This window comes from Thiomicrospira sp. WB1 (assembly GCF_001507535.1).
GTDB lineage: Bacteria > Pseudomonadota > Gammaproteobacteria > Thiomicrospirales > Thiomicrospiraceae > Hydrogenovibrio.
On sequence record NZ_LQBN01000001.1, the window covers coordinates 635,666 to 657,297 of the forward strand.

Annotated in this window: 22 protein-coding genes; 17 read left to right on the top strand and 5 right to left on the bottom strand. The window is 56.3% G+C overall.

From position 1 onward, the window contains the following. Window positions 1–15: 15 nt before the first annotated feature. On the top strand, window positions 16–783 hold the full coding sequence (locus AVO41_RS02835) for a DsbC family protein (protein WP_153003457.1): 768 nt from the start codon (window positions 16–18) through the stop codon (window positions 781–783). Window positions 784–824: 41 nt separating this feature from the next. Here the strand turns inward: AVO41_RS02835 and AVO41_RS02840 are convergent, their stop codons facing one another. The 3 genes from AVO41_RS02840 to AVO41_RS02850 are packed head-to-tail and all read right to left on the bottom strand — an operon-like array spanning window position 825 to window position 3,974. Beyond that, complete coding sequence (locus tag AVO41_RS02840) at window positions 825–2,189, bottom strand: hypothetical protein (protein WP_068582267.1); 1,365 nt, start codon at window positions 2,187–2,189, stop codon at window positions 825–827. 17 nt (window positions 2,190–2,206) lie between these two features. Then, window positions 2,207–3,280 (bottom strand): hypothetical protein, encoded by a 1,074-nt coding sequence (locus AVO41_RS02845; RefSeq protein ID WP_068582270.1) that lies wholly within the window; start codon window positions 3,278–3,280, stop codon window positions 2,207–2,209. Beyond that, window positions 3,270–3,974 carry an RluA family pseudouridine synthase gene (locus tag AVO41_RS02850; protein WP_235584640.1) on the bottom strand — a complete coding sequence of 235 codons (705 nt, stop codon included), beginning with the start codon at window positions 3,972–3,974 and terminating at the stop codon, window positions 3,270–3,272. Before AVO41_RS02850 ends, AVO41_RS02845 begins: the two co-directional genes overlap by 11 nt. A gap of 129 nt (window positions 3,975–4,103) precedes the next feature. Between AVO41_RS02850 and AVO41_RS02855 the strand changes: the two genes are divergently transcribed. Then, window positions 4,104–4,583 carry a low molecular weight protein-tyrosine-phosphatase gene (locus tag AVO41_RS02855; protein ID WP_068582274.1) on the top strand — a complete coding sequence of 160 codons (480 nt, stop codon included), beginning with the start codon at window positions 4,104–4,106 and terminating at the stop codon, window positions 4,581–4,583. A 118-nt stretch (window positions 4,584–4,701) separates the two neighbouring features. Here the strand turns inward: AVO41_RS02855 and AVO41_RS02860 are convergent, their stop codons facing one another. Continuing rightward, a complete protein-coding gene (locus AVO41_RS02860; RefSeq protein WP_068582277.1) occupies window positions 4,702–7,137 on the bottom strand; it encodes an Rne/Rng family ribonuclease in 2,436 nt (811 codons plus the stop codon). 558 nt (window positions 7,138–7,695) lie between these two features. Here AVO41_RS02860 and rluC point away from each other — a divergent pair. Then, complete coding sequence (gene rluC, locus AVO41_RS02865) at window positions 7,696–8,679, top strand: 23S rRNA pseudouridine(955/2504/2580) synthase RluC (RefSeq protein WP_082676536.1); 984 nt, start codon at window positions 7,696–7,698, stop codon at window positions 8,677–8,679. A gap of 14 nt (window positions 8,680–8,693) precedes the next feature. Then, the gene (locus tag AVO41_RS02870) at window positions 8,694–9,347 is read left to right on the top strand and encodes an HAD family hydrolase (protein ID WP_255357696.1); all 654 of its coding nucleotides are present in this window, start codon (window positions 8,694–8,696) and stop codon (window positions 9,345–9,347) included. Here the strand turns inward: AVO41_RS02870 and AVO41_RS02875 are convergent. After that, on the bottom strand, window positions 9,344–9,964 hold the full coding sequence (locus AVO41_RS02875) for a nucleoside triphosphate pyrophosphatase (RefSeq protein ID WP_068582280.1): 621 nt from the start codon (window positions 9,962–9,964) through the stop codon (window positions 9,344–9,346). The two genes, AVO41_RS02870 and AVO41_RS02875, sit on opposite strands and share 4 nt — an antisense overlap. A 92-nt stretch (window positions 9,965–10,056) precedes the next feature. Here AVO41_RS02875 and AVO41_RS02880 point away from each other — a divergent pair, with 92 nt between their 5' ends. From AVO41_RS02880 to AVO41_RS02940, 13 genes are all read left to right on the top strand, one after another. Then, complete coding sequence (locus AVO41_RS02880; protein WP_082676456.1) at window positions 10,057–10,593, top strand: DUF177 domain-containing protein; 537 nt, start codon at window positions 10,057–10,059, stop codon at window positions 10,591–10,593. A 91-nt stretch (window positions 10,594–10,684) separates the two neighbouring features. After that, the gene (gene rpmF / locus AVO41_RS02885; protein ID WP_068582285.1) at window positions 10,685–10,858 is read left to right on the top strand and encodes a 50S ribosomal protein L32; all 174 of its coding nucleotides are present in this window, start codon (window positions 10,685–10,687) and stop codon (window positions 10,856–10,858) included. 97 nt (window positions 10,859–10,955) lie between these two features. Further along, window positions 10,956–11,978 (top strand): phosphate acyltransferase PlsX, encoded by a 1,023-nt coding sequence (gene plsX, locus AVO41_RS02890; protein ID WP_082676458.1) that lies wholly within the window; start codon window positions 10,956–10,958, stop codon window positions 11,976–11,978. A 48-nt stretch (window positions 11,979–12,026) separates the two neighbouring features. Continuing rightward, entirely contained in the window at window positions 12,027–13,004 is a 978-nt protein-coding gene (locus AVO41_RS02895) for a beta-ketoacyl-ACP synthase III (protein WP_068583277.1), read from the top strand. A 66-nt stretch (window positions 13,005–13,070) separates the two neighbouring features. Continuing rightward, window positions 13,071–13,994: an ACP S-malonyltransferase gene (fabD, locus tag AVO41_RS02900; protein ID WP_068582289.1), complete on the top strand. Its 924-nt coding sequence runs from the start codon at window positions 13,071–13,073 to the stop codon at window positions 13,992–13,994. A gap of 8 nt (window positions 13,995–14,002) precedes the next feature. Beyond that, window positions 14,003–14,746: a 3-oxoacyl-ACP reductase FabG gene (gene fabG / locus AVO41_RS02905; RefSeq protein ID WP_201022828.1), complete on the top strand. Its 744-nt coding sequence runs from the start codon at window positions 14,003–14,005 to the stop codon at window positions 14,744–14,746. Window positions 14,747–14,883: 137 nt separating this feature from the next. Then, window positions 14,884–15,120 carry an acyl carrier protein gene (gene acpP / locus AVO41_RS02910; RefSeq protein ID WP_068582294.1) on the top strand — a complete coding sequence of 79 codons (237 nt, stop codon included), beginning with the start codon at window positions 14,884–14,886 and terminating at the stop codon, window positions 15,118–15,120. Window positions 15,121–15,227: 107 nt separating this feature from the next. Further along, on the top strand, window positions 15,228–16,466 hold the full coding sequence (gene fabF, locus AVO41_RS02915) for a beta-ketoacyl-ACP synthase II (RefSeq protein WP_068582296.1): 1,239 nt from the start codon (window positions 15,228–15,230) through the stop codon (window positions 16,464–16,466). A gap of 34 nt (window positions 16,467–16,500) precedes the next feature. Beyond that, window positions 16,501–17,967: an aminodeoxychorismate synthase component I gene (locus AVO41_RS02920; RefSeq protein WP_082676459.1), complete on the top strand. Its 1,467-nt coding sequence runs from the start codon at window positions 16,501–16,503 to the stop codon at window positions 17,965–17,967. Then, window positions 17,964–18,890: an aminodeoxychorismate lyase gene (gene pabC / locus AVO41_RS02925; RefSeq protein ID WP_068582299.1), complete on the top strand. Its 927-nt coding sequence runs from the start codon at window positions 17,964–17,966 to the stop codon at window positions 18,888–18,890. The genes AVO41_RS02920 and pabC overlap by 4 nt, the downstream gene beginning before the upstream one ends. A gap of 12 nt (window positions 18,891–18,902) precedes the next feature. Then, the gene (mltG, locus tag AVO41_RS02930; protein ID WP_068582302.1) at window positions 18,903–19,916 is read left to right on the top strand and encodes an endolytic transglycosylase MltG; all 1,014 of its coding nucleotides are present in this window, start codon (window positions 18,903–18,905) and stop codon (window positions 19,914–19,916) included. Between the two features lie 41 nt (window positions 19,917–19,957). Next, the gene (tmk, locus tag AVO41_RS02935; RefSeq protein WP_068582305.1) at window positions 19,958–20,620 is read left to right on the top strand and encodes a dTMP kinase; all 663 of its coding nucleotides are present in this window, start codon (window positions 19,958–19,960) and stop codon (window positions 20,618–20,620) included. Beyond that, the gene (locus AVO41_RS02940) at window positions 20,617–21,618 is read left to right on the top strand and encodes a DNA-directed DNA polymerase (RefSeq protein WP_068582308.1); all 1,002 of its coding nucleotides are present in this window, start codon (window positions 20,617–20,619) and stop codon (window positions 21,616–21,618) included. Before tmk ends, AVO41_RS02940 begins: the two co-directional genes overlap by 4 nt. Window positions 21,619–21,632 lie beyond the last annotated feature (14 nt).

Below are 21,632 nucleotides of genomic sequence, written 5' to 3' on the forward strand. Positions count from 1 at the left end.
ACATGGAGTGAATATATGACGATTTCAAATCAAAAGGGCTGGATGCGGTTTGGCATGGCGGCCTTTGTTTTGTTGGGACTCTTGGCCTCAAGCGCCGCTTCGGCCAATGACAAGGAGGCCGCTCAAGCACGCATTGAGCAGACGTTGAATACGTTGATCCCGAATGCACCGGAGGCGCAAATTACCCAAACGCCTGTGGATGGGGTCTGGCAGGTTTTGATCGGTTCGGAGATCATCTACATGAGTGCCGATGGCCAGTATTTTTTTAATGGCAGTCTGATTTCACTCAGTACACGCGAGAACTTGACAGAAAAAGCACTGAACGCGCAACGTCGTGAGGCCTTGTCAGAGCTGTCGGCAGAGAGCATGATTGTCTACCCCGCCAAAGGGGAATCACAACACGAGATCACCGTGTTCACGGATGTGGATTGCCCTTATTGTCGTAAGTTACACCGGGAAATTCCAGCATTGAATGACGCCGGGGTCACGGTTCGCTACCTGGCCTATGCGCGCCAGGGCATGCAGTCGGAGGCGTTTGCCAAGTCTGAAAAAATCTGGTGTGCCAAAAACCCGGCCAAGGCGATGGATCGAGCGATGTCTGACCAAAGCATTGACACGCTGGCGCAAAAAGAAAGCTGTGAGCCGCCAGTGCGTGCGCACATGCAGCAAGCCCAGCAATTTGGGGTGCAGGGGACGCCCACCATCATTCTGGATGACGGCCGACGCTTCCCGGGATTTGTCCCCACGGACGAATTATTACCGCTGTTGGGACTGGGTGACTGAGCCGCACACCGTTGCAGCCCCTGGGATTTCACCAGGCCTGGTTATTCTTGTGCTTTATCCGGCGCCCGATAACGGTAGGGATCGGGTTTGGCCGCGAGCTTTTGGGTTAGTGCGTCCAGTTTTTCCACTTTTTGTTCAATCTGTGACTGCTGGGTTTTTAACGCCTTCACATTGCGATCGAGCACGTCAAGCTGCTGGGTGATTTTGTTCAGTGCTGGCCCTGTCTGGGTGTCCTGGCTGACGGTGGGTGCTTTGATTGAGCTTAGCGCCTGGCTTAGCTCCTTCAGGCTGGCTTCGATGCGTTTGAGCATCTTGCGTTCCTGAAACGCCGACCAGGCAATGGCTTTGAGGCGTTCAGCCTGTTCATCACTCAAACTGGAGGCCGTCGATGCCTCGGAAGAAGCGCCTTGCGCTTCAGTCGGAGTGGCGGGTTTTTGTTGATGACCCTGAGTTAATTCAGCCAATTCCGCCAGGGTTTTGGCTTCCAGCTGCGATTGCAGGGTCAGCAGGCGTTCCAGTTTTTCCTGAATTTGTGCCAACGCTTTTTGTTGCGCCTGGCTTTGATCGCTCAACGCCTGGACCTGAGTGGTCACAGGCGCCAGCGATTCGGCTGCATTGGCCTGTGGGTCGGGCGAGGTCTGTGACGACGATTCTTCTGGCAAGTCTGCTGCTGCGGTGCGGTCGGTCGCCGGGGTGTTTTCGTCAGAGTGGGGCGCGTTGGCGCTGTCTTTGCGCATGGTTTCAGCGGTTTCGGACTTGGCTTCCGGCTGGGAGGCCTCCGCCGTTTTAACGTCCGCCTGGTCTGTATTATTGTTGCCTTCAAGTACAGGCAATGCGCCCACCGATTCAGTTTGTGACAACCGGCGAATGTCCGCAACCAAGGATTCGATCAGGCTGGCTAATTGATCCACTTTGATGGTCATGTCTTTTTGAAAGAGTCGGGATTCGGTGGTCAGAATGTCGGCCACCTCGTTTTCAAACGCCTGCTGTTTTTCGGTGAGGTGATAAAGCATCCACCCCATGGCACCGGCGGCAGAGAGACTGACGGTCACCGTCACGCCCATCATGATCGATACCGCATTTTTGGACGATTTCAGGTCACGAGATGCGGTGCGCAATGCCTGGCGCCAGGCGACGTTGGCGTCGCCCAGTTCCATCAACTGCGCCTTTTGCTCATGCGTCATCTTAACGGCCGCTTCCGCGGCTTTCTGGCTTTGTTCGGCTGCCAGTTGAGCGGTTTTGGACGATTCAAGTGACAAGGCCGCCGCATCCAACTCACTGGCTGCTTCAGCGGCACCCAGTTCGCTCTGTTTGTCCTTGGCCTGCTGCACGTCGTCAGCCATCTTTTCCGAAGCGTGTTCCAGCTGCTCCAGTTCGTCCAGTAGATCGTCTGCGTTATCGCTCATAGCGGACCCTTCGTTTCTCAAGCTTCGTCGGTGGATTGGCTCATTTGAGCAATTTTTTCTTTCAAAGCGTCATTGGCCGCCTTGAGTTGCTGATTCTTTTCTCGAATACGTTTGAGCTCGTCGCGCATTTCACCCGGTTCGTGCGCGGCACTGAGTTCATGCGGTTCGATGTCGTATCCCGCTTCCTTGGCCGCGGCAAAGGCACGCTCTGTGGCCTCAAAGGTGGATTCGATCGCCTTTTGCGCGGCATCGGTGGCACTTTGGGCTTTTTGCGAAATGCTCAAGGCCAGACGGGTGGCTTCTCGAGCGGTGTCGCCAACCTGTGCATTCATGGCGTCGGTGTCCTGACTGGTTTGAATGGCGTTTTGCATTTCGTCAATCGCTTCGCCCGCCAGCGACACCACATCTGTGTCGTCGGTCTCGGCGGAGGTGTCACCGACGGAGGTCGCTTGCTCCGTGCCTGGTTCCGCGTCGTTGCTGTCCGCTGCATCAGTTTCTTCGCTGACGGCTTCGGTCGGCGCTTCATCGTCCGAGACCGGAGCGTCTGCTTCAGCGGCCGGATCTTCTTCCTCGGCGGCCTCAGTGTTGTCCTCGGGCATCTCTGACGGTTCCGAGGTGTCCTCAGCGGGCATTTCCTCTGCGGCCGTGTCGGCGTCTGATGTGTCGTCTTCCGTGTCAGAGTCGGTTGCCTCCGTATCCACGTCATTGGGTTCGCTCTCAGCGGCTTCCTCGGCGTCAGCGCTTTGCGCTGTCTCCGCTGCGTCTGTTTCGCTCATCTCAGAGTCCGACGCCTCGTCTTCAACCTCAATCTCGGTCGGCATCTCGGGTTCCTTGCCATCATCGGATTCGCTGTCGTCAGCTGGGTTGGCTTGTTCGGTCTCGGTTTCTTCCGGCTCTGAGTTAGAGTCGGTTTCTGTCGAGGTTTCGTCCTCACCGTTTTCCAGTTCGTCCAAGGCGTCCAGCAGTTCATCGGCCTGGGTTGTTGAGTCGTCCGGTGTGGAGGCGTTTTGTTCCGCGTTTTCGCCTTCCTCTCCCAGCATCTTCATCATTTCCTGAGTGGCCTGATCGTCTTTTTCAGCATCAATGGTCATAACTGAATCCCCTGTCGGTTTCCTGTTCGGTCGGTTGATTGTCGGTAACAAAGCATTTTTTGTGCCAGTCTGATAGGGGATAATCGAAGCACAAGGGTTGCTGAGTCAACGGGTGCATGAAGCTCAGATGGCAGGCATGCAGCATCAATCGTGAACTGAGGCGCTGTATGCGTTCCGGAGCATAGAGGTTGTCACCAAGGATCGGGTGCCCCAGTGACGCCATCTGCAGGCGCAGTTGATGCGAGCGGCCAGTGGTGGGGGAGAGCGTTACTTCAAATGCATGGTGATGCCCATCCAGGCAAAGCGTCTCTGTGCGCAATGCCCAGTCGGTATGGGTGGCTTTGCCTTGTCGCATGTCAATTTTCTGGCGCGGTCGATTGGGCCAGTCACAAATCTGAGGCAGCTGCAAAGTACCCTGCTGCTGACTAGGCATTCCAAAGCACCAGGCCTGGTAAGTTTTGCTGATCTGGCGCCGCTCGAATGACCGGCTCAAAGCGCGATGCGTGTCGGCATCGCGGGCCAATACCATTAAGCCGGAGGTGTCCATGTCCAGCCGATGCACAATGCGGGCATCGGGCCAGGCAAGCTGGATCTGACCGATCAGGCTGTGCTCGGCAGGACGCGTCCGACCGGGCACCGACAGGAGGCCGCTGGGCTTGCTTACAACCAGAAGCCAGTCGTCTTCATAGCACACCCAGTCGGGCGCATAATGATGGTGTGGGGGCAGCGTCGAGGAAATGGCGAGCCTCTTTCTTGTCCGAGTAAGGAATTTGTTAGAATCTGGTGTTCTTATTCTAATGCAAACCAACCTTGAGGAAAAAAGATGTCGCACCAAGTTTCTGTTCTGTTTGTCTGTTTGGGCAATATTTGCCGATCGCCGACGGCACACGCCGTTTTTCGACAAAAAGTGGCTCAAAGAGGGCTTGAAGATCAGATTCGCATTGATTCAGCTGGCACCGGTGGTTGGCACATTGGCAAACCGGCTGACCAGCGTGCCAGCGCGGTGGCGCATGAAAAAGGCATTCCGATGGCGGACCTGCGCGCCAGACAGGTGGATCTGGGGGATTTGATTGAGTTTGATTATGTGCTGGCGATGGACGATGCCAATTACCATGATCTGCTTGAGATGGCGTTACCGGAGCACCGGGAAAAAATTCATCGCTTTTTGGACTTTGCCCCGGAGTACGCTGAAACCGAAGTCCCCGATCCATATTATGGTGGCCCGGAAGGGTTTGATCATGTATTTGAGTTGGTGGACGCGGCGTCGGAAGGGTTGTTGAAGGAATTGGCGGCCAAGTTGTAAATGTTGACCAGGCCTGGTTAAGTCCGGCGAGCTTACGATAGGACAGTGGGCTCAAAATAAAAAGCCCGAAGGGACAGTCTGTCCCTTCGGGCTTTTTAATGCGCCGGATGACGTGGGATTAACGGCTGCCGGTTTTGGCCTGCGCGGTCTCCGATTGGGTGTCAGACGACGGTGTGGTGTCTGATTTCGTCTCTTCCGTTTTGGAAGGCGACGCTGTTTCGGATGGCTGCGATGGTTGAGCAGGTGACTGATCCGGTGCCGTTGACTGAGCCGCTGCGTTACCCTGGCTTGGCGTTGCCGGTTTGTCGGTTTTACTTTGGGTTTCTGCCGCGGCTGCAGCCGGGTTGTTTTCCGAGCTCACAGTGACGCCCGCTGTGTCCTGAGGCGGCACGGCATGGATCGACATGTTTTCGGCCCCCGCAGGCTTCCGACGACGGCTGTTGTAGCTGCGGCTGTTGTAGCGGCTGCGACGACGAGGACGCTTATCCTGGTCCCCTTTGTCCTGATCCGCGCCCTGAGGGCTGGGGGTCGATTTTGCCGCCGGTTTTTCATTGGCCGAGGACGATTTGTCCGTCTGAGCGCCCGGGGCATTGTCTCGATTGTTTTGACGCGGGTTGCGTCGGCGCCGGCTGTTCGGCTTATGGCCGGAATCGGATTTTTGCTCTTTACCCGCGTTGTCGGTCGGTTTTTTGCTCTGTGGTTTTTTCGCTCCCCCGGTGTCCTTGCCATTTTTGGCTTCGGGTTTGCCGGATTTGTCCGAGCGTTTGCGTCCGTTGCCGTTCTGGTTACGGCGACGGGGTTTCTGGCCGCCGTTGCGTGGCTTGTTGCGGCCTGATTCCGAACCTTTCGACTGACTTTGCTTGTCCGTGTTGTCTTCGGACTCATCGGCAAACAGGGTTTGCCAGAGACGTTTGAACAGCCCCGGTTTCTGTGCTTTCTCCGGCGTTTTGGGTGACGGAGCGGGCGCACCCTGCTGCATGTTTTTAATGGCCGGTTCTTCTTTGACCACTTTTGGAAGGGCCTGTTTTTCCGGGCTGTCTTTGCTGACAAACTCTTTGATCTTATAACTGGAATCGGTGGTTAGCTCATCTCCGTGTCGACTGCGCTCGATGATGAAATCCGGTGTGTCCAGATGCTCATTGGGGATGATCATCAGATGCAGCTTGTAACGGTCTTCAATGTGCGTGATCTGATGACGTTTTTCATTGAGCAGGAAGGTGGCCACATCCACCGGAAGTTGAACCGTGACCCGACGGGTGTTTTCTTTCATCGCTTCTTCTTCAAGCAGGCGCAATGTGGAGAGGGCCAGTGACTGTACCCCGCGGATCACGCCTACGCCTTTGCAGCGTGGACAGACCATTTGCGTGGATTCCTCAATGGAAGGGCGCAGGCGCTGGCGCGACATTTCCAAAAGGCCAAAGCGCGAGATGCGGCCGATCTGAACCCGGGCCCGGTCCGATTTAACCGCTTCGCGCATCTTATTTTCCACGTCACGCTGGTGACGGTTGGAATGCATGTCGATGAAATCGATCACAACCAGACCGCCAATGTCACGCAGACGCAGTTGGCGGGCGATTTCGTTGGCGGCTTCCAGGTTGGTATGGTAGGCCGTTTCTTCGATGTCGCCGCCTTTGGTGGAGCGACTGGAGTTGATGTCGATCGAGGTCAGGGCTTCGGTGATGTCGATCACAATGGCGCCGCCAGACGGCAGAATGACTTCGCGACTGTAGGCGGTTTCGATCTGAGATTCGACCTGGAAGCGCGTAAACAGCGGCACTTTGTCCTGATAAGGTTTCACCTTGTACACTTGGTGCGGCATGACGTGCTGGATGAAATCCCGGGCCTTGTGGAAAGTTTCCATGTCATCGATGATGATTTCACCGATGTCCTGGCGCAGGTAATCACGAATCGCCAGAATAACAATGTCGGATTCCTGATGGATCAGGAACGGTGCCTGCTTGGAGGTGGAGGCGGATTTGATCGCTTCCCAGAGTTGAACCAGATAGTTCACGCCCCATTGCAGTTCTTCGGTGGATTTGCCCACGCCCGCGGTGCGAATGATCAACCCCATGCCTTCGGGCATGTCGAGATCCTGCAGTGCGGAACGGGTTTCAGAGCGGTCATCGCCTTCGATGCGACGCGAGATGCCGCCCGCTTTGGGGTTGTTGGGCATCATCACCACGTAAGGGCCAGCCAGCGTGATTTGGGTGGTCAGGGCGGCGCCTTTGTTGCCTCGTTCTTCTTTTTGGACCTGGACAATGATTTCCTGGCCTTCTTTGAGAACGTCTTTGATGGACAGGCGTCCTTCCGACTTTTCCGGGTAGTATTCTTCGGCCACTTCTTTGAAAGGTAGAAAGCCGTGACGTTCGGAGCCATAGTCAACAAAAGCGGCTTCCAGGCTGGGTTCGATCCGAGTGACCGTGCCTTTGTAGATGTTGGCTTTCTTTTTTTGGTGGTGGGGGGTTTCGACATCCAGGTCGTATAGTTTCTGCCCATCGACCAGGGCAATGCGCACCTCTTCAGATTGGGTGGCGTTAATCAGCATTCGTTTCATGCGATTCTCTTTCGTTTTCTGGGGCCAAGGCTCAGTCGAAGAGAATAAGGCGAGAAGGCGTCTTTAAGACAGTCAGACAGTTGAGTGCGTTCGTGTGATTCATCATCGTTGGGACTGAAATCGATTCAATCCCTTTCCTGTTTTGCAGGAATACGTCGTTTGGCACCGCTTTCGAGTGATAGTGACTGTAATAGTTTTTTGTCGAGCCAGGCATTTTTGTGCAGTCCCGGCTCTTAGCCAATCAGATGTTCGCGTCAGTCATATGGCGGCAATCTAATTTATTTTGGGTTCACCCCATCCGGGTGATCTCTCGTATCACGTCGCCAGCGTCTTATGTTCATCGCCTTTCGGGCCGTTGCGCTGCGAGGTGTTTATTCTCTTCCACTGGTCAAAGGCCAGGGTTAAAATTCATGCGTCCACCCTGTCAGGATCACCGACAAGGTTTAATAGTTGTTCTTTCTTAAAGCTTGGACAATATAGCACGCTGTTGGTCCCTATGCAATTGAAATTCCTGAATTGAGCCACACACCGCGCAGCGAATTCAGTAAAATGCGCGCCATGAATGCCAAAGATAACTCAACCCGTTCCTCAGCCGAAGGGACGATGACTCAGGTTCGCTGGATTGAAGTCAGTGAGGACGATGCCGGTCAGCGACTGGATAATTTTCTGATGCGCTGTTACCGCAAGGTTCCCAAAACGCTGATCTATCGCGTGATTCGTAAAGGGGAAGTGCGGGTGGACAAAGGGCGCGTCAAGCCGCATCGCAAGCTCAAAGCTGGAGAGGTGGTGCGCGTACCGCCGATTCGACAGCCTGATGCCCCGGGTGAAGCGGTGATTGCGCAGGCCCAGCTCGACCGGATTGAGCAGAGTATTGTGTATGAAGACGCTGATCTGCTGGTGCTGAATAAACCCTCAGGCGTGGCGGTGCATGGCGGCAGTGGTTTGAGTTGGGGCGTGATTGAGGTGCTGCGACGTCTGCGTCCGCACGCCAAGCGCATGGAGCTGGTGCACAGGCTGGACCGGGATACGTCGGGCTGTCTGCTGGTCGCCAAAAAGGCATCGGTGTTGAAGGCGTTGCACGCCCAGGTTCGTCAGGATGCGCTGCTGAAGCAATATTGGGCACTGGTGGCGCCGCACTGGCCGCAGGGGTTGGATAAGGTGGATTTGCCGCTGGAGAAAAACACCTTGCAGTCGGGAGAGCGCCTGGTCAAAGTGTCGGCACAGGGCAAACCATCGTTGAGTGAGTTCCGCCCGTTGGAAACCTTTTCTGAGGCGGATTTGGTCGAGGTGACCCTGCGGACCGGGCGTACGCATCAGATCCGTGTGCATGCTCAGGTAAGCGGCGCGCCGCTGGTTGGGGATGAAAAGTATGGCGATCGGGATGTGAATCGATCGTTTCGAAAGCGTGGCATGAAACGACTGGCGTTGCATGCACGACGTTTGGGCTTCAAACACCCGGTGACTGATCAATGGTGTGTGTTTGAAGCGCCACTGCACGAGGATTTTTCAGCGCTTTTGGCGCAAATGCGAGGTGACGGTTGAAGCGGTATCAATGTGTGATTTTTGACTGGGACGGCACGCTGATGAACTCAGAAGCCCGCATCGTCCATGCCATACAGGTGGCGGCGGAGCGTGCTGGTTTTCCAGTTTTGCCTGCAGAAGAAAGCAAACAGATCATCGGCCTGAGTTTGGCCAATGCGGTCAAAACACTTTACCCGCAAGCCGATCAGGCCGGGATTGAAGCCATATCGCATGGCTATACGGAGTGCTTTCTCAATGAGTCCGAGGTCCCCATGGAGCCATTTGCAGGGCTAGACGCTTTGCTTGGGCACATCCGGCTTCAGGGGGCGAAAACGGTGATTGCCACCGGGAAAAGTCGACGAGGCCTTGATCAGGTGTTGTCGGAAACCGGTTTGGGACGACATTTTGATTGGACGCGGACGCCAGTGGAATCAGCGTCCAAGCCCGACCCGCTGATGCTGGAGCAGATTCTGGATAAATACGCTCTAACCCCGGAGGATGCCGTCATGGTTGGGGACACGGAGTTTGATATGCAGATGGCGCATGCGTTGGGCATGGACCGTGTGGCGATGACGCACGGGGTGCATGAACTGGAGCGATTATTGGCCTATGAGCCGGTCGCGCATCATGATGACCTGCCTTCGCTTCAGGCCTGGCTGGACGGGCGCTTGCAGACGCATTCGCCTTAATCGCTGCGTTCGATGGGCAGCGCCAGTCCGGCGGCTTTGAGGAAGCCCGTTAGTTGAATCAGGGGCAGACCGATCAGGGCGTTGGGATCATGCGTGTCAATGCCTTCAAACAAGGTGATGCCCAGGCCCTCCGATTTGAAGCTGCCCGCGCAGTGATAAGGCGCTTCAGCCTGTAAATAGGCGTTGATGGTGCGTTCGTCCAGTAACCGAAAGTGCACATCGGTTTGATCCAGTCCTTCCCAGCGTCCATGAGGGGTAACCAGTGCCAGAGACGTATAAAACGTGACCGTCTGGCCGCTGAATGCTTTCAGTTGTGCGAACGCCTTTTCATGCGTCAGCGGTTTGCCCAGCGCCTGGCCCTTGAAGCAAGCGCTCTGGTCGGAGCCGATGACCCAGCTGTGCGGATGATGCCGGGCAACGGCCAGGGCTTTTTCGGTGCCCAGCCGCAGAGTCATCTGATCAACGGGTTCGTTCGGACGCGGGCGTTCGTCAATGTCCGGGTTTTTGCATTCGAAAGGGCATTGCAGTTTTTGCAGGCAGGCGCGACGAAAAGGGGAACTGGAGGCCAGAAGGATGTGAGGCAGTTCCTGGCGGTTGGAAAGAGTGGGTTGGTTCATGCTAGCCTCTTGTTTTCACTGGTTTTCATCTGGTGTCCAACGTCGGGATTTGTTTTTGACATTCTAGGGGTTTACGGTTATTATGCCCCGCTATGTCAGAAAAGCTACCCGAGTTGATTGATCCGGTCTACTGCGCGCAACATCATAAGGCGTATGTAGGCCAAGTCAAACAAGCGCGTTTTCCGCGTTTGGCGGATCAGTTGGTTCAGGCCGATGACTGGGTGGAGGTTGCCATCAAATTCTACCCCTGTCCCGGTGTGAAGGCCTATGGTTTTGACTTGCGTGTGAAGACCTGTCTGCGTTTGCAATGTCAGCGGTCTTTGCAACCGTTTGGCTTTCCGGTTGACGTGGCGCTTTCCGGTGCGTTTGTGGAAAGTATGGCCTTGGCGGAATCTCTGCCGGAAGAGATGGCGGTATTTGAGCTGCCGGAGGATAAAGTGGCTCTGAACGCTCTGGTTGAGGATGAATTGTTGTTGCAGATTCCTCTTTCACCGGTTGACACATCGGCTTCACTGCCCGACTATGAGCCGGCGGTCCCGGAGTGGGGGGCGTCGGAATCGGATGTTCACGATGAAAAGTCGGACAATCCGTTTCAGGCTTTGCAGGGTTTGAAATCGCAGAATGATTAATTGCACAGGCACCGGTTTTTGACCAGGCCTGGTTGTCCGTATGGCGTTTGAGCCATGAAACATTGCCACCACTGAATTCAGGAGAAATATTATGGCTGTTCAGAAAAGTAGAAAGACCCCTTCCCGTCGTGGTATGCGTCGCGCTCATGATTCGTTGCGCGCAGCGGCGATCACTGTGGACGAAACCACCGGTGAATTGCACCGTCGTCATCACGTAACGGCCGACGGTTATTACAAAGGTAAAAAAGTGATTCAGGACAAGTAATTGTCCGTTCATTGCCTCGACGCCTGCCCTTTTGCAGGCGTTTTTTTGTTACAGCTCCCCTTTTCCCAATTCCGATCAAAGGACTAGGATCACTGATTTGAGTATTCGAATAGCAATTGATGCGATGGGTGGCGATCACGGTCTGACGGTGACGGTGCCGGCTGCATTGAAAGCGCTCAAACGTTTTGATGACATCTCGATCGTGCTGGTTGGCCAGCAGAGCGAAATAGAGCGCGCACTCGAAGGCGAAAACTACGACGCCGAGCGTCTGCACGTCCAGCATGCCGAGCAGGTCGTGGCCATGGACGATCTGCCCTCCAAAGCCCTGCGCCAGAAAAAACAATCCTCCATGCGCATTGCCCTCAACTTGGTGAAAGAGGATCAGGCGCAGGCCTGTGTCAGCGCGGGCAACACCGGCGCCCTGATGGCGGTTTCGAAATTTGTACTCAAAACCTTGCCGGGAGTGGATCGTCCTGCCATCTGTACTTCCATGCCCAGCATGACCGGACATGTGCATGTGCTCGACCTCGGTGCCAATGTGAATGCTGACGGCAAAAGCCTGGCCCAGTTCGCCATGATGGGGTCAGTGCTGGCGCGTGCCATTGACAACAACCCGAACCCAAAAGTCGGGCTGTTGAACATTGGGGAAGAGGAAATCAAAGGCCACCAGCGCATCAAGGATGCCAATGAAATCCTAAAACGCACCCAGATCAATTACATCGGCTATGTCGAAGGCGATGAAATTTACAAGGGCGAGGTCGATGTGGTGTCCTGCGATGGGTTTGACGGCAACGTGGCGCTGAAAGCCAGCGAAGGGGTGGCCAAGATGATTTCGTTTTATCTGCGCCGCGCCTTTAAACGCAATCTGTTGACACGGTTGGCCGGATTGATCGCCTGGCCGGTGCTCAAAGCGTTTAAAGATCAGGTGGACCCGCGTCGTTACAATGGTGCGTCCTTTTTGGGACTGCGCAAGATTGTGATCAAAAGCCATGGTGGGGCGGATGCGTTTTCGTTTTATCATGCGATCGCCGAAGCCCGTCTTGAAGTACAGAAAAACGTCCCCGGTCAGATTGCCGAAGAAGTGCATCAACTGCTGGAAGCAACCGATCAGAACGCGTGATTGATTTTCGCCGGTACAAAAAGCCGGCCAGTGACCAAAGAAGGTTTCATGACACACTCTCCTTATAGTCGAATCATCGGAACGGGTGGTTATTTGCCCGAACGCATCATGACCAATGTCGAGCTGGAGGCCATGGTCGAGACCTCGGACGCCTGGATTCGAGAGCGCACCGGCATTGAACAGCGGCGCATCGCAGCCGAGGGTGAAACCACGTGTGACCTGGCAGAAGTGGCCGCGCGAGAAGCCATGGACGCCGCCAGCATCTCTCCCCAGGATCTGGACCTGATTCTGGTGGCTACCACCACGCCGGATAAAGTCTTTCCCAGCACCGCAACCTTGCTGCAGGCCCGTCTGGGTAATCATGGAGCTCCGGCATTCGATCTGCAGGCGGTCTGTACCGGCTTCGTCTATGCGCTGAGCGTGGCCGACCAGTTCATCAAAACCGGGATGGCAAAAAATGTATTGGTGGTGGGGGCCGAAACCCTCTCTCGCATTACCAACTGGGAAGATCGCAATACCTGTGTGTTGTTTGGTGACGGTGCCGGAGCGGTGGTGCTTCAGGCGAGTGATACCGCCGGGATACTGTCAACGCGCATTCACGCCGACGGTCAGTATGAGGAGCTGTTGCATGTGCCCTCGGGGCCGTCCAAATTGCCGGAAACGGATGCCATGGCCGAGCGGACCATGAACATGAAAGGCAATGAAGTGTTTAAAGTGGCGGTCAATACACTGAGTCAGATTGCGGCGGACATTCTCAGTGATAATCAGGTGACGCCCGATCAGCTTGACTGGCTGGTGCCGCATCAGGCGAATTTGCGCATCATTAATGCCACGGCCCGTAAATTGAAGCTGGCGCCTGAGCAAACGGTGGTCACGGTCAGTCGCCACGCCAACACCTCCAGCGCGTCCATTCCCTTGGCATTGAACGAAGCCGTGCGCGATGGCCGTATTCAAAGAGATGAATTGATTTTGTTGGAAGCATTTGGTGGCGGTTTCACCTGGGGCGCGGCACTTTTGCGCTATTAGCGCCTGCCCTGTCGATGACCGCAACGCATTCATCTCAACGCTCACTCAGTTACAAAGGAATTTTTCATGTCTTACGCATTTGTTTTTCCCGGTCAAGGATCACAGTCGATTGGGATGCTGGCGGATTTGGCTGAGACCACACCCGTCGTTGCACAAACATTCGAAGAAGCGTCCCAGGTCCTCGGTTATGATCTTTGGTCTCTTGTGCAGAACGGGCCGGACACCAAGCTGAACCAAACCGAAGTCACGCAGCCTGCCATGTTGGCGGCAGGCATTGCGGTCCATCGTGCTCTGGCTGAGAAAACGCCGCTGAATCCGGCCTATATGGCGGGGCATTCTCTGGGCGAATACAATGCGCTGGTGGCCGCCGGTGCCTTGACCCTGGCTCAGGGTGTGGCGCTGGTTGAAGCCCGCGGTCGCCTGATGCAGGAAGCGGTGCCGGCCGGTTCTGGTGCCATGGCGGCAGTGCTCGGGCTGGACGATGATCAGGTGCGCGCTTTGTGTGATCAGGCCGAAGGTGTGGTGGAAGCGGTCAATTTCAATGCGCCGGGGCAGGTGGTGATTGCCGGTGACAAAAACGCCGTGGATCAGGCGCTGCCTGTTTTTGAAGCCGCCGGTGCCAAGCGCGTTGTGCCTTTGCCGGTTAGTGTGCCGTCTCACTGTGTGCTGATGAAGCCGGCCGCCGATGCCCTGGCAGAGAAACTGGCCGATATGACATTGACCGCCCCGGCGATTCCGGTGGTGCACAATGCCTCGGTCCGGACCTATGATTCGGCAGAACAGATTAAATCAGCCCTTGTGGAACAACTCTATCGACCGGTTCAGTGGGTCGAGACGGTTGAGTACCTGAAAGCGCATGATGTCACCCAATTGTATGAGCTTGGACCGGGCAAGGTGCTGATGGGGCTCAACCGTCGCATTGACCGCAAAATGGGGATGCAAGCCGTTTTTGATTCGGCTACACTTAGCAAAGCGTTGGAAACACTCTGAGGAAGGTTATGATGTTAGCGGGAAAAATTGCGCTGGTCACTGGCGCCAGCCGTGGTATTGGCCAGGCCATCGCCTTGGATTTGGCTGCTCAAGGTGCCACGGTGATTGGAACAGCCACGTCTGAAAACGGGGCCCAGGCGATCACCGATTACCTGAAAGAGGCCGGTGCCAAAGGCGAAGGCATGTGTCTGGACGTGACTCAGGCTCAGCAGGTGACGGATCTGGTCGCCCGAATCGGCGAGGCCTATGGCGCGCCAACCATTCTGGTGAACAATGCGGGCATTACCCGGGACACCCTGTTGATGCGCATGAAAGACGAGCAGTGGGATGAGATCATCGATACCAATCTGACCTCGGTTTATCGGGTTTCCAAAGCCTGTCTGCGCGGCATGATGAAAGCCAAGTCCGGCGCCATTATTAACATCGCCTCGGTGGTCGGGGTGATGGGCAATGCCGGTCAGACCAACTATGCGGCGGCCAAAGCCGGGATGATCGGGTTTACCAAATCGCTGGCGCGTGAAGTCGGTGCCAAAAACGTGACCGTCAACACCGTGGCCCCCGGGTTTATCGACACCGACATGACGCAGGCTTTGCCCGAAGCCCAGCGTGAGGCGTTACTGGATCAGATTCCGCTCAAACGTCTGGGCTCACCTCAGGACATTGCCAAATCGGTGACCTTCCTGGCCTCAGAAGGCGGTCAGTACATTACCGGTCAGACTTTGAACGTCAATGGCGGCATGGTGATGGTATAAAAATCACCAGGCCTGGTAAAAATGGCTTGAAAATTCGTCCGATTAGGGCGAAAATGTGCGAAATTTTGATTTGACTTGGGTTGCGCTGTGTGTCAGCGGGCCTGCCTTTATTTGTAAATGAAATTGGAGATTATTCCATGAGCAGTATCGAAGAACGCGTCAAAAAAATTGTGGTAGAACAATTGGGTGTGGAAGAAGATCAGGTCACACCTGATGCGTCTTTTATTGATGATCTGGGTGCCGATTCACTGGACACCGTTGAGCTGGTAATGGCGCTGGAAGAAGAGTTCGATTGTGAAATTCCGGACGAAGAAGCGGAAAAAATCGCAACGCTGGCACAGGCCACTGCTTACGTCGAAGAAAATCTGGAATAATCGGTCTTTACTGACATTTCAGAATCGCTGAAAAAGCCGTGTTTTCACGGCTTTTTTTGTTTTTGGGTGCCCGGCAGTCGGGCACCGTTTAATGGTCGGGATGGGTAATGAATAGAAAACGCGTGGTGATTACGGGCCTGGGGTGTGTGACCTCTCTGGGCAATGATGTGACAACAACCTGGCAAGGGCTTTTGGCGGGACAATCCGGGATTGCTCCGCTTCAGGGGTTTGAAACGGACGCTTTTTCGGTGCGTTTCGGCGGCCAGATTAAAGACCTGGCCTTAACCGACTGGTTAAGCCCCAAGGAAGCGCGCAAAATGGACCCGTTTATTCATTATGGGATTGTGGCCGGCTCTCAAGCCATTCGTGATGCCGGGATTGAGGTGATCGAGGCCAATGCCGAACGCATCGGCGTGTCCATTGGCTCCGGCATCGGCGGTATTCAGACCATTGAAACACAGCATCAGACCTTACAGGAAAAAGGCCCACGCCGGGTGTCGCCGTTTTTTGTGCCCGGTTCGATCATCAATATGATTTCGGGCAACCTTTCCATTATGCATGGGTTGAAAGGCCCCAATATGGCCATCGGTACCGCCTGTGCCAGTGGCACTCACAGCATTGGCGATGCGTATCGCATGATTTTGCACGGGGATGCCGATGCCATGGTCGCGGGCGGAGCAGAGCATGCCACCACACCACTGGGTGTGGCCGGGTTTGCGGCGGCCAAAGCCTTGTCCACCCGTAATGATGATCCCCAGGCCGCGTCCCGTCCCTGGGATCAGGAACGTGATGGGTTCGTTCTCAGTGATGGAGCCGGTGCGGTGATGCTGGAAGAGTACGAGCACGCCAAAGCACGGGGCGCCCACATTTATTGCGAAGTGATCGGTTTCGGGATGAGCGGTGATGCCTACCACATGACCAAACCGGCCGAGGGCGGTGCAGGCGGCGCCCGCTGTTTGCAGCAGACACTGAAAGACGCCGGTCTGAATCCAGATCAGGTCGATTACATCAACGCGCATGGCACCTCCACCCCGGCGGGGGATGTGTGCGAGGCGCAGGCCATCAAAACTGCTCTGGGCGAAGCCGCGTATCACTCACTGGTCAGTTCGACCAAGTCCATGACCGGCCATGCGCTGGGCGCGGCCGGAGCGATGGAAGCCGTGTTCACGGCAAAGATTCTTCAGGAGCAGGTGGTTCCCCCGACCATCAACCTGGATCAACCCGCCGAGGGCTGTGATTTGGATTTTGTGCCGCACACCGCGCGCGAGGCCAAGATTGAGGTGGCCTTGTCCAACTCGCTTGGCTTCGGGGGCACCAACGCTTCCTTGGCGTTTGCGCGCCTCTGATCGTTTGGGTGATGGGGATGCGCTGGTTAAGTCTATGAACACGTCTCGGTCTGATCGACGATTGGAACCGCAATGCGTTACCGAGCCGGTACCGCTCTGGATTCAGGAAGTGTCTGACGCCGCAGGCGCGGATTTACTCAATCTGTGTGAGCGTCTTCCTGAGCGTTATCCGTTTTTACTCGAGAGCGTTACCTCCGGCGAAAAGCAACCGGGTGTGGGGCTGGACGGCCAACCGGTCGATACCGGGGCCGAATCGCTGGGGCGGTATGATATTTTGATGGCCTTCCCTCAGTCTGAGGACAGCTGCGATCAGGCTGAAGACGGGGCGGCGTTTCTGCAGGGGTTTGAGCAGACGTTGGCCGAAGATATGATCCAGGTCGATGGCCACGTTGCCTCCGCGTCGGCGATGCCGGACCTCCCGTTTACCGGCGGCTGGTTTGTGTATTGGGGGTATGAATTTTCCCAGGCCTGGGAACCCTCATTGAATTTGCCAGCCGCCAACCTGCCCCTGGCCAAATGGGTTCGTATCCCCGCAGCGATCATCGCTGACCGGGTTGCGGGGCGTGTGTTTCTGGTGGCCGAGCCGGGCTTTGAGTCTTACGTGCCCCAGCTGTATGAAGATCTGCAGCAGGCTTGCGGTGTCGCCGAGCGCGCCGTGCCGGTCGTGACGGTGGCTTCCATGTCCGAGGCGCCACCGCAAGCGTTTACCCAGGGCGTTGAGCGGATTAAAGACTACATTTTGGCCGGGGATGTGTTTCAGGTGAATCTGTCGCGTCAGTGGGAGGTGACACTGAAGGAGGCATCGCCTGTGGCGGTGTATCGCGCTTTGCGTCAGGCGAACCCGGCCCCATTTGCGGCCTATGTAAATTTTGGGGACTGGCAGATCCTCAGTTCTTCGCCCGAACGACTGGTGACCTCGGACGGTGATCGGGTCTCAACCCGTCCGATTGCGGGCACGCGGCGACGCGGACAGGATCTGGAAAAAGACCAGGCTTTGATGCGTGAACTGCAGGCGCATCCCAAAGAAGTGGCCGAGCACATTATGCTGATCGATCTGGAACGCAATGATCTGGGGCGCCTGTGTCAGCCCGGAACGGTGGCGGTGGACGAATTGATGGCGATTGAAACCTATCAGTATGTGCATCACATTGTGTCCAACATTCAAGGGCGGCTCAAGCCTCAGACTTCTCCCCTGGACGTGTTTGCGGCCACCTTTCCCGGCGGCACCATTACCGGTTGCCCAAAGATACGGTGCATGGAGATCATCGCCGAATTAGAGCAAACGCCGCGGGAAGCGTATACCGGCAGTTTGGGCTACATCAATCGCGATGGAAGTCTGGATACGAATATTCTGATTCGCTCGTTTGTGCAACAGGGCAACCGTTTGAGCTTTCGGGCCGGGGCGGGCATTGTGGCCGATTCCGATCCGCAGAAGGAATTGGCCGAAACACGGCATAAAGCCAAAGGGTTGCTCAAGGCGCTGCGCTGGGAGCATGCATGACAGCCAACCGTCTTCCCTTTGTGTGGTCACCCACGTTTGCCGAGCCTCAGGCGGGGTGCGATTGTCTGGATCGCGGCGCCTTGTATGGGGATGGGTTTTTTACCACGCTGGTGGTGGCACAGGGACGGGTACTGAACTGGGCGGCCCATCGGCAGCGTCTGGTGACCAGCGCACAGCGTATGGGCTTTCCGCCCCTGGACCAGGGAGCGCTGCAGGCGGATTTGGCTCAAAGCTATGCGTTGGGCCCGCCCGCACAGGCGCGCGAGGTGGTCAAAATCCTGATCACCCGTGGCGCCGGCGGTCGGGGTTACGCCCCCCCCGAAGCGCCAAAGATTCAGCGACGGGTGATTCGGTTGCCGTTTCCTGTCGGACCAGAGGCGCATGCACTGCGATGGGAGCTGTCGCTTCAGGCCAGCCCGGTTCACTGGAGCCGCCAGCCTTTGCTGGCAGGGCTGAAACATTTAAACCGGCTGGAAAACGTTCTGGCACAACAGGCATTGGCCAAGTCACAGGCCTCGACCGAGGAGCCGCTTTTGGTGGATGCGATCATGACCGATGACCGGGCGCGGGTGATTTCGACCACTCAGGCCAATCTGGTGTTGATGCGAGGCGATCAGTTGCTGACCCCCCGACTGGATGAATGCGGGGTGGCCGGGACCTGTCTGCAGGGACTCAAACAGGCGCTGGCGTCTGAACCGTCCACCCGACATTGGCAATGGGTGACTCAGGATTTGAGCTTGACCGACCTCCATGCGGCGGATGCGGTGTTTGCGACCAATGCAGTGCGGGGCGTGATGCCGGTGGCATCGCTTTCGGGGCATAAAAAAAGCACCCAGGCGGTCTTGCCGATTCATCAGGCCTGGTTAAAATGGCAGTCTGAGACGGCGCAGCCCCTGTCAGATTTTTCAACCCTTCAAGATTGAGACGCGACACGCATGAACTGGATCAAATGGAAATTATTGACGATCACGCTGCTGCTCAGTGGCCTGGTGATCTGGTTGTCCGTTGAGGGCTGGGCATTTCGTCAGTTCCTGACGCAACCGATTTCATCGCTTTCAGAGCCCAAGGTGGTCAGCATCGCATCCGGCAGCAGCACCCGTGAGGTCGCCAACCAGCTTCATCGTGAAAAGCTGCTGCGTCACCCGGACTGGTTCGTGTGGGTGATGAAGTGGGAAGGATTGGACGGTCAGATCAAAGCGGGTGAGATGGAAATTCAACCGCAGTGGGACCTGACGACGCTGATGGATGCGCTGGTGCAGGGCAAAACCGTGACCTATCCGTTTACCTTGATTGCCGGGGAAACCCTGGCCCAGGCGCTGGAGCGGGTGCAAAAACTGGAAAAAATCGAACACACCCTGACGCCTTTGACGGAACAAAACGTGGCCAAGGCGTTGGACGTGGCCTCGCCGCTGGAAGGGCAGTTGCTGCCGGAAACCTATTTTTATTCCGCCGGAGAAACCGATGTGGCTTTGCTTGAACGGGCGTATGAATCCCTTCAGCAGCGCCTGTCCCAAGCCTGGGCGCAACGTGCGCAAGGGTTGCCGTATGACAGCCCTTATGAGGCGTTGATTCTGGCCTCGATTGTGGAAAAAGAATCCGGCTACGCGGCCGAACGGGCCAAAATCGCCGGGGTGTTTGTGAACCGTCTGCGTCGGGGCATGCGTTTGCAGTCGGACCCGACGGTGATTTATGGCATGGGTGAACGGTTTGACGGCAATATCCGCAAGCAGGATTTGCGCACCAAAACCCCCTGGAACACCTATCGCATCAATGGCTTGCCGCCCACGCCGATTGCATTGCCCAGTGGCGCAGCGATTGATGCGGTGATGCAACCGGAGGCCACCGATGCGTTATACTTTGTTTCCAAGGGTGACGGGCAACACTATTTTTCCGAAACCCTGGCCGAGCACAACCGCGCGGTGCGAAAATACATTCTCAATGCGCCCTAAGCGGCGCTTGATCGACGGATTCACTCATTCAAAGGCATTGCATGGCAAATGTTACCAGGCCTGGTCCATTCATCACCCTGGAAGGGACAGAAGGCGCAGGCAAGTCCACCAATCTGGCGTTCATTGAACAGTGGCTGACCGAGCAGCAGGTGCCGTGGCTGGTCACGCGCGAGCCCGGCGGAACGCCACTGGGAGAGGCGATTCGTGAGCTATTGCTGGATCAGCGTAACACGGAAATGACCGATTTGACCGAGCTGTTGTTAATGTTTGCCGCCCGTCACCAGCATCTGGAAGAAAAGATACGGCCTGCTCTGGCCGAGGGGACCTGGGTGATTTCGGACCGCTTTACCGATGCCACCTACGCCTATCAGGGCGCCGCTCGCGGCATGGATCAAAGTGTGATTGCCCAGTTGGAAACCCTGGTTCAGGGGGCGCTTCGTCCAGACTTGACGCTGGTGATGGATGTGCCGGTGTCGGTTGGACAGCAGCGGGTGCGCGCGCGCGCTGACGCCGGAGGCCCCGCCACCGATCGGTTTGAGCAGGAACGGGCGGATTTTTTTGAAGCCGTGCGACAGGCGTACCTGACCCGGGCCGCCGCTGACCCGAAACGGTATGCGGTCATTGATGCCAGTCAGTCACTGGCCTCCGTTCAGGCGCAAACACAGGCCGTGCTTGAAACAACCTTGAAGGCGTGGCAGCGATGAGCGAACCCGACTGGTTGACGGTTCATCCCTGGCAACAGCCAACCTGGCAGAATTGGCAGCGCCAATTGCCGCAGGTCGGGCATGCTTATTTGCTGGCCGGACAGGCAGGCACCGGGCTGAGCGGACTGGCCCATCGCATGATGCAAAGTCTGCTGTGTCAGGCCTCGGACGGGTCTGCTCCTTGTGAGCAGTGTGCCGGCTGCCATGCCTTGGCCCAGCAGACGCATCCGGATGCTCTGTTTCTGCAGCCCCCGGAAGACAAAACCGTGATCCCGATTGATGCGGTGCGGGCATTCAGTGATAAAGTTTATACCACCTCGCATCAGGGGGGGCGCAAGGTCGGATTGATTGCGCCGGCCGAAGCGCTGAGTGAATCGGCGTTTAATGCTTTGCTCAAAACCCTGGAAGAACCACCTCCGGGCACCATTTTGATTTTGCTGACCCATGCGCCCAGCCGTTTGCCGGCGACGTTGATCAGTCGGTGTCGACTCTGGACGGTGCCCATGCCCACCCGCAAAGAGGCGCTGGACTGGTTGGGCCAGGCCTGCCCTCAGGCCGACGATCCCTTGCTCAAAAAAGCCTTGCTGGTTAACTGGGGGGCACCGCTGGAAGCGCAGCGCTGGATTGACGAAAAAGGGTTCGAATTTGAAGCCCAGTGGCAGTCGGATTTGAAAGCCTTGCAACAAAATCAGCAGACAGTGACCCAGCGAGTGGAGGCCTGGCTGAAACAGTCGGAACCCCAGCGCGTGCTGGATTATTTTTATTTGTGGACCCTGCAGCGCATCCGTGGGGCCTGTTATCAGCAGAAATGGCCGCTGGATCCCAACTGGTTCGCGTTTCAAAAGGCCGTGCTCCAGGCCCGTGAGTACTGGCATAGCAATGTCAATCAGGCGCTGTTGCTGGAGGCTCTCACGCATGAATGGCTGGCGCATCTTACCCCCGGCTATGTACCGCATGAAGCCCTCAAAGGGCGCTTGATCCGTGGCCAAGCCATCTGACAGACCCTAAATGA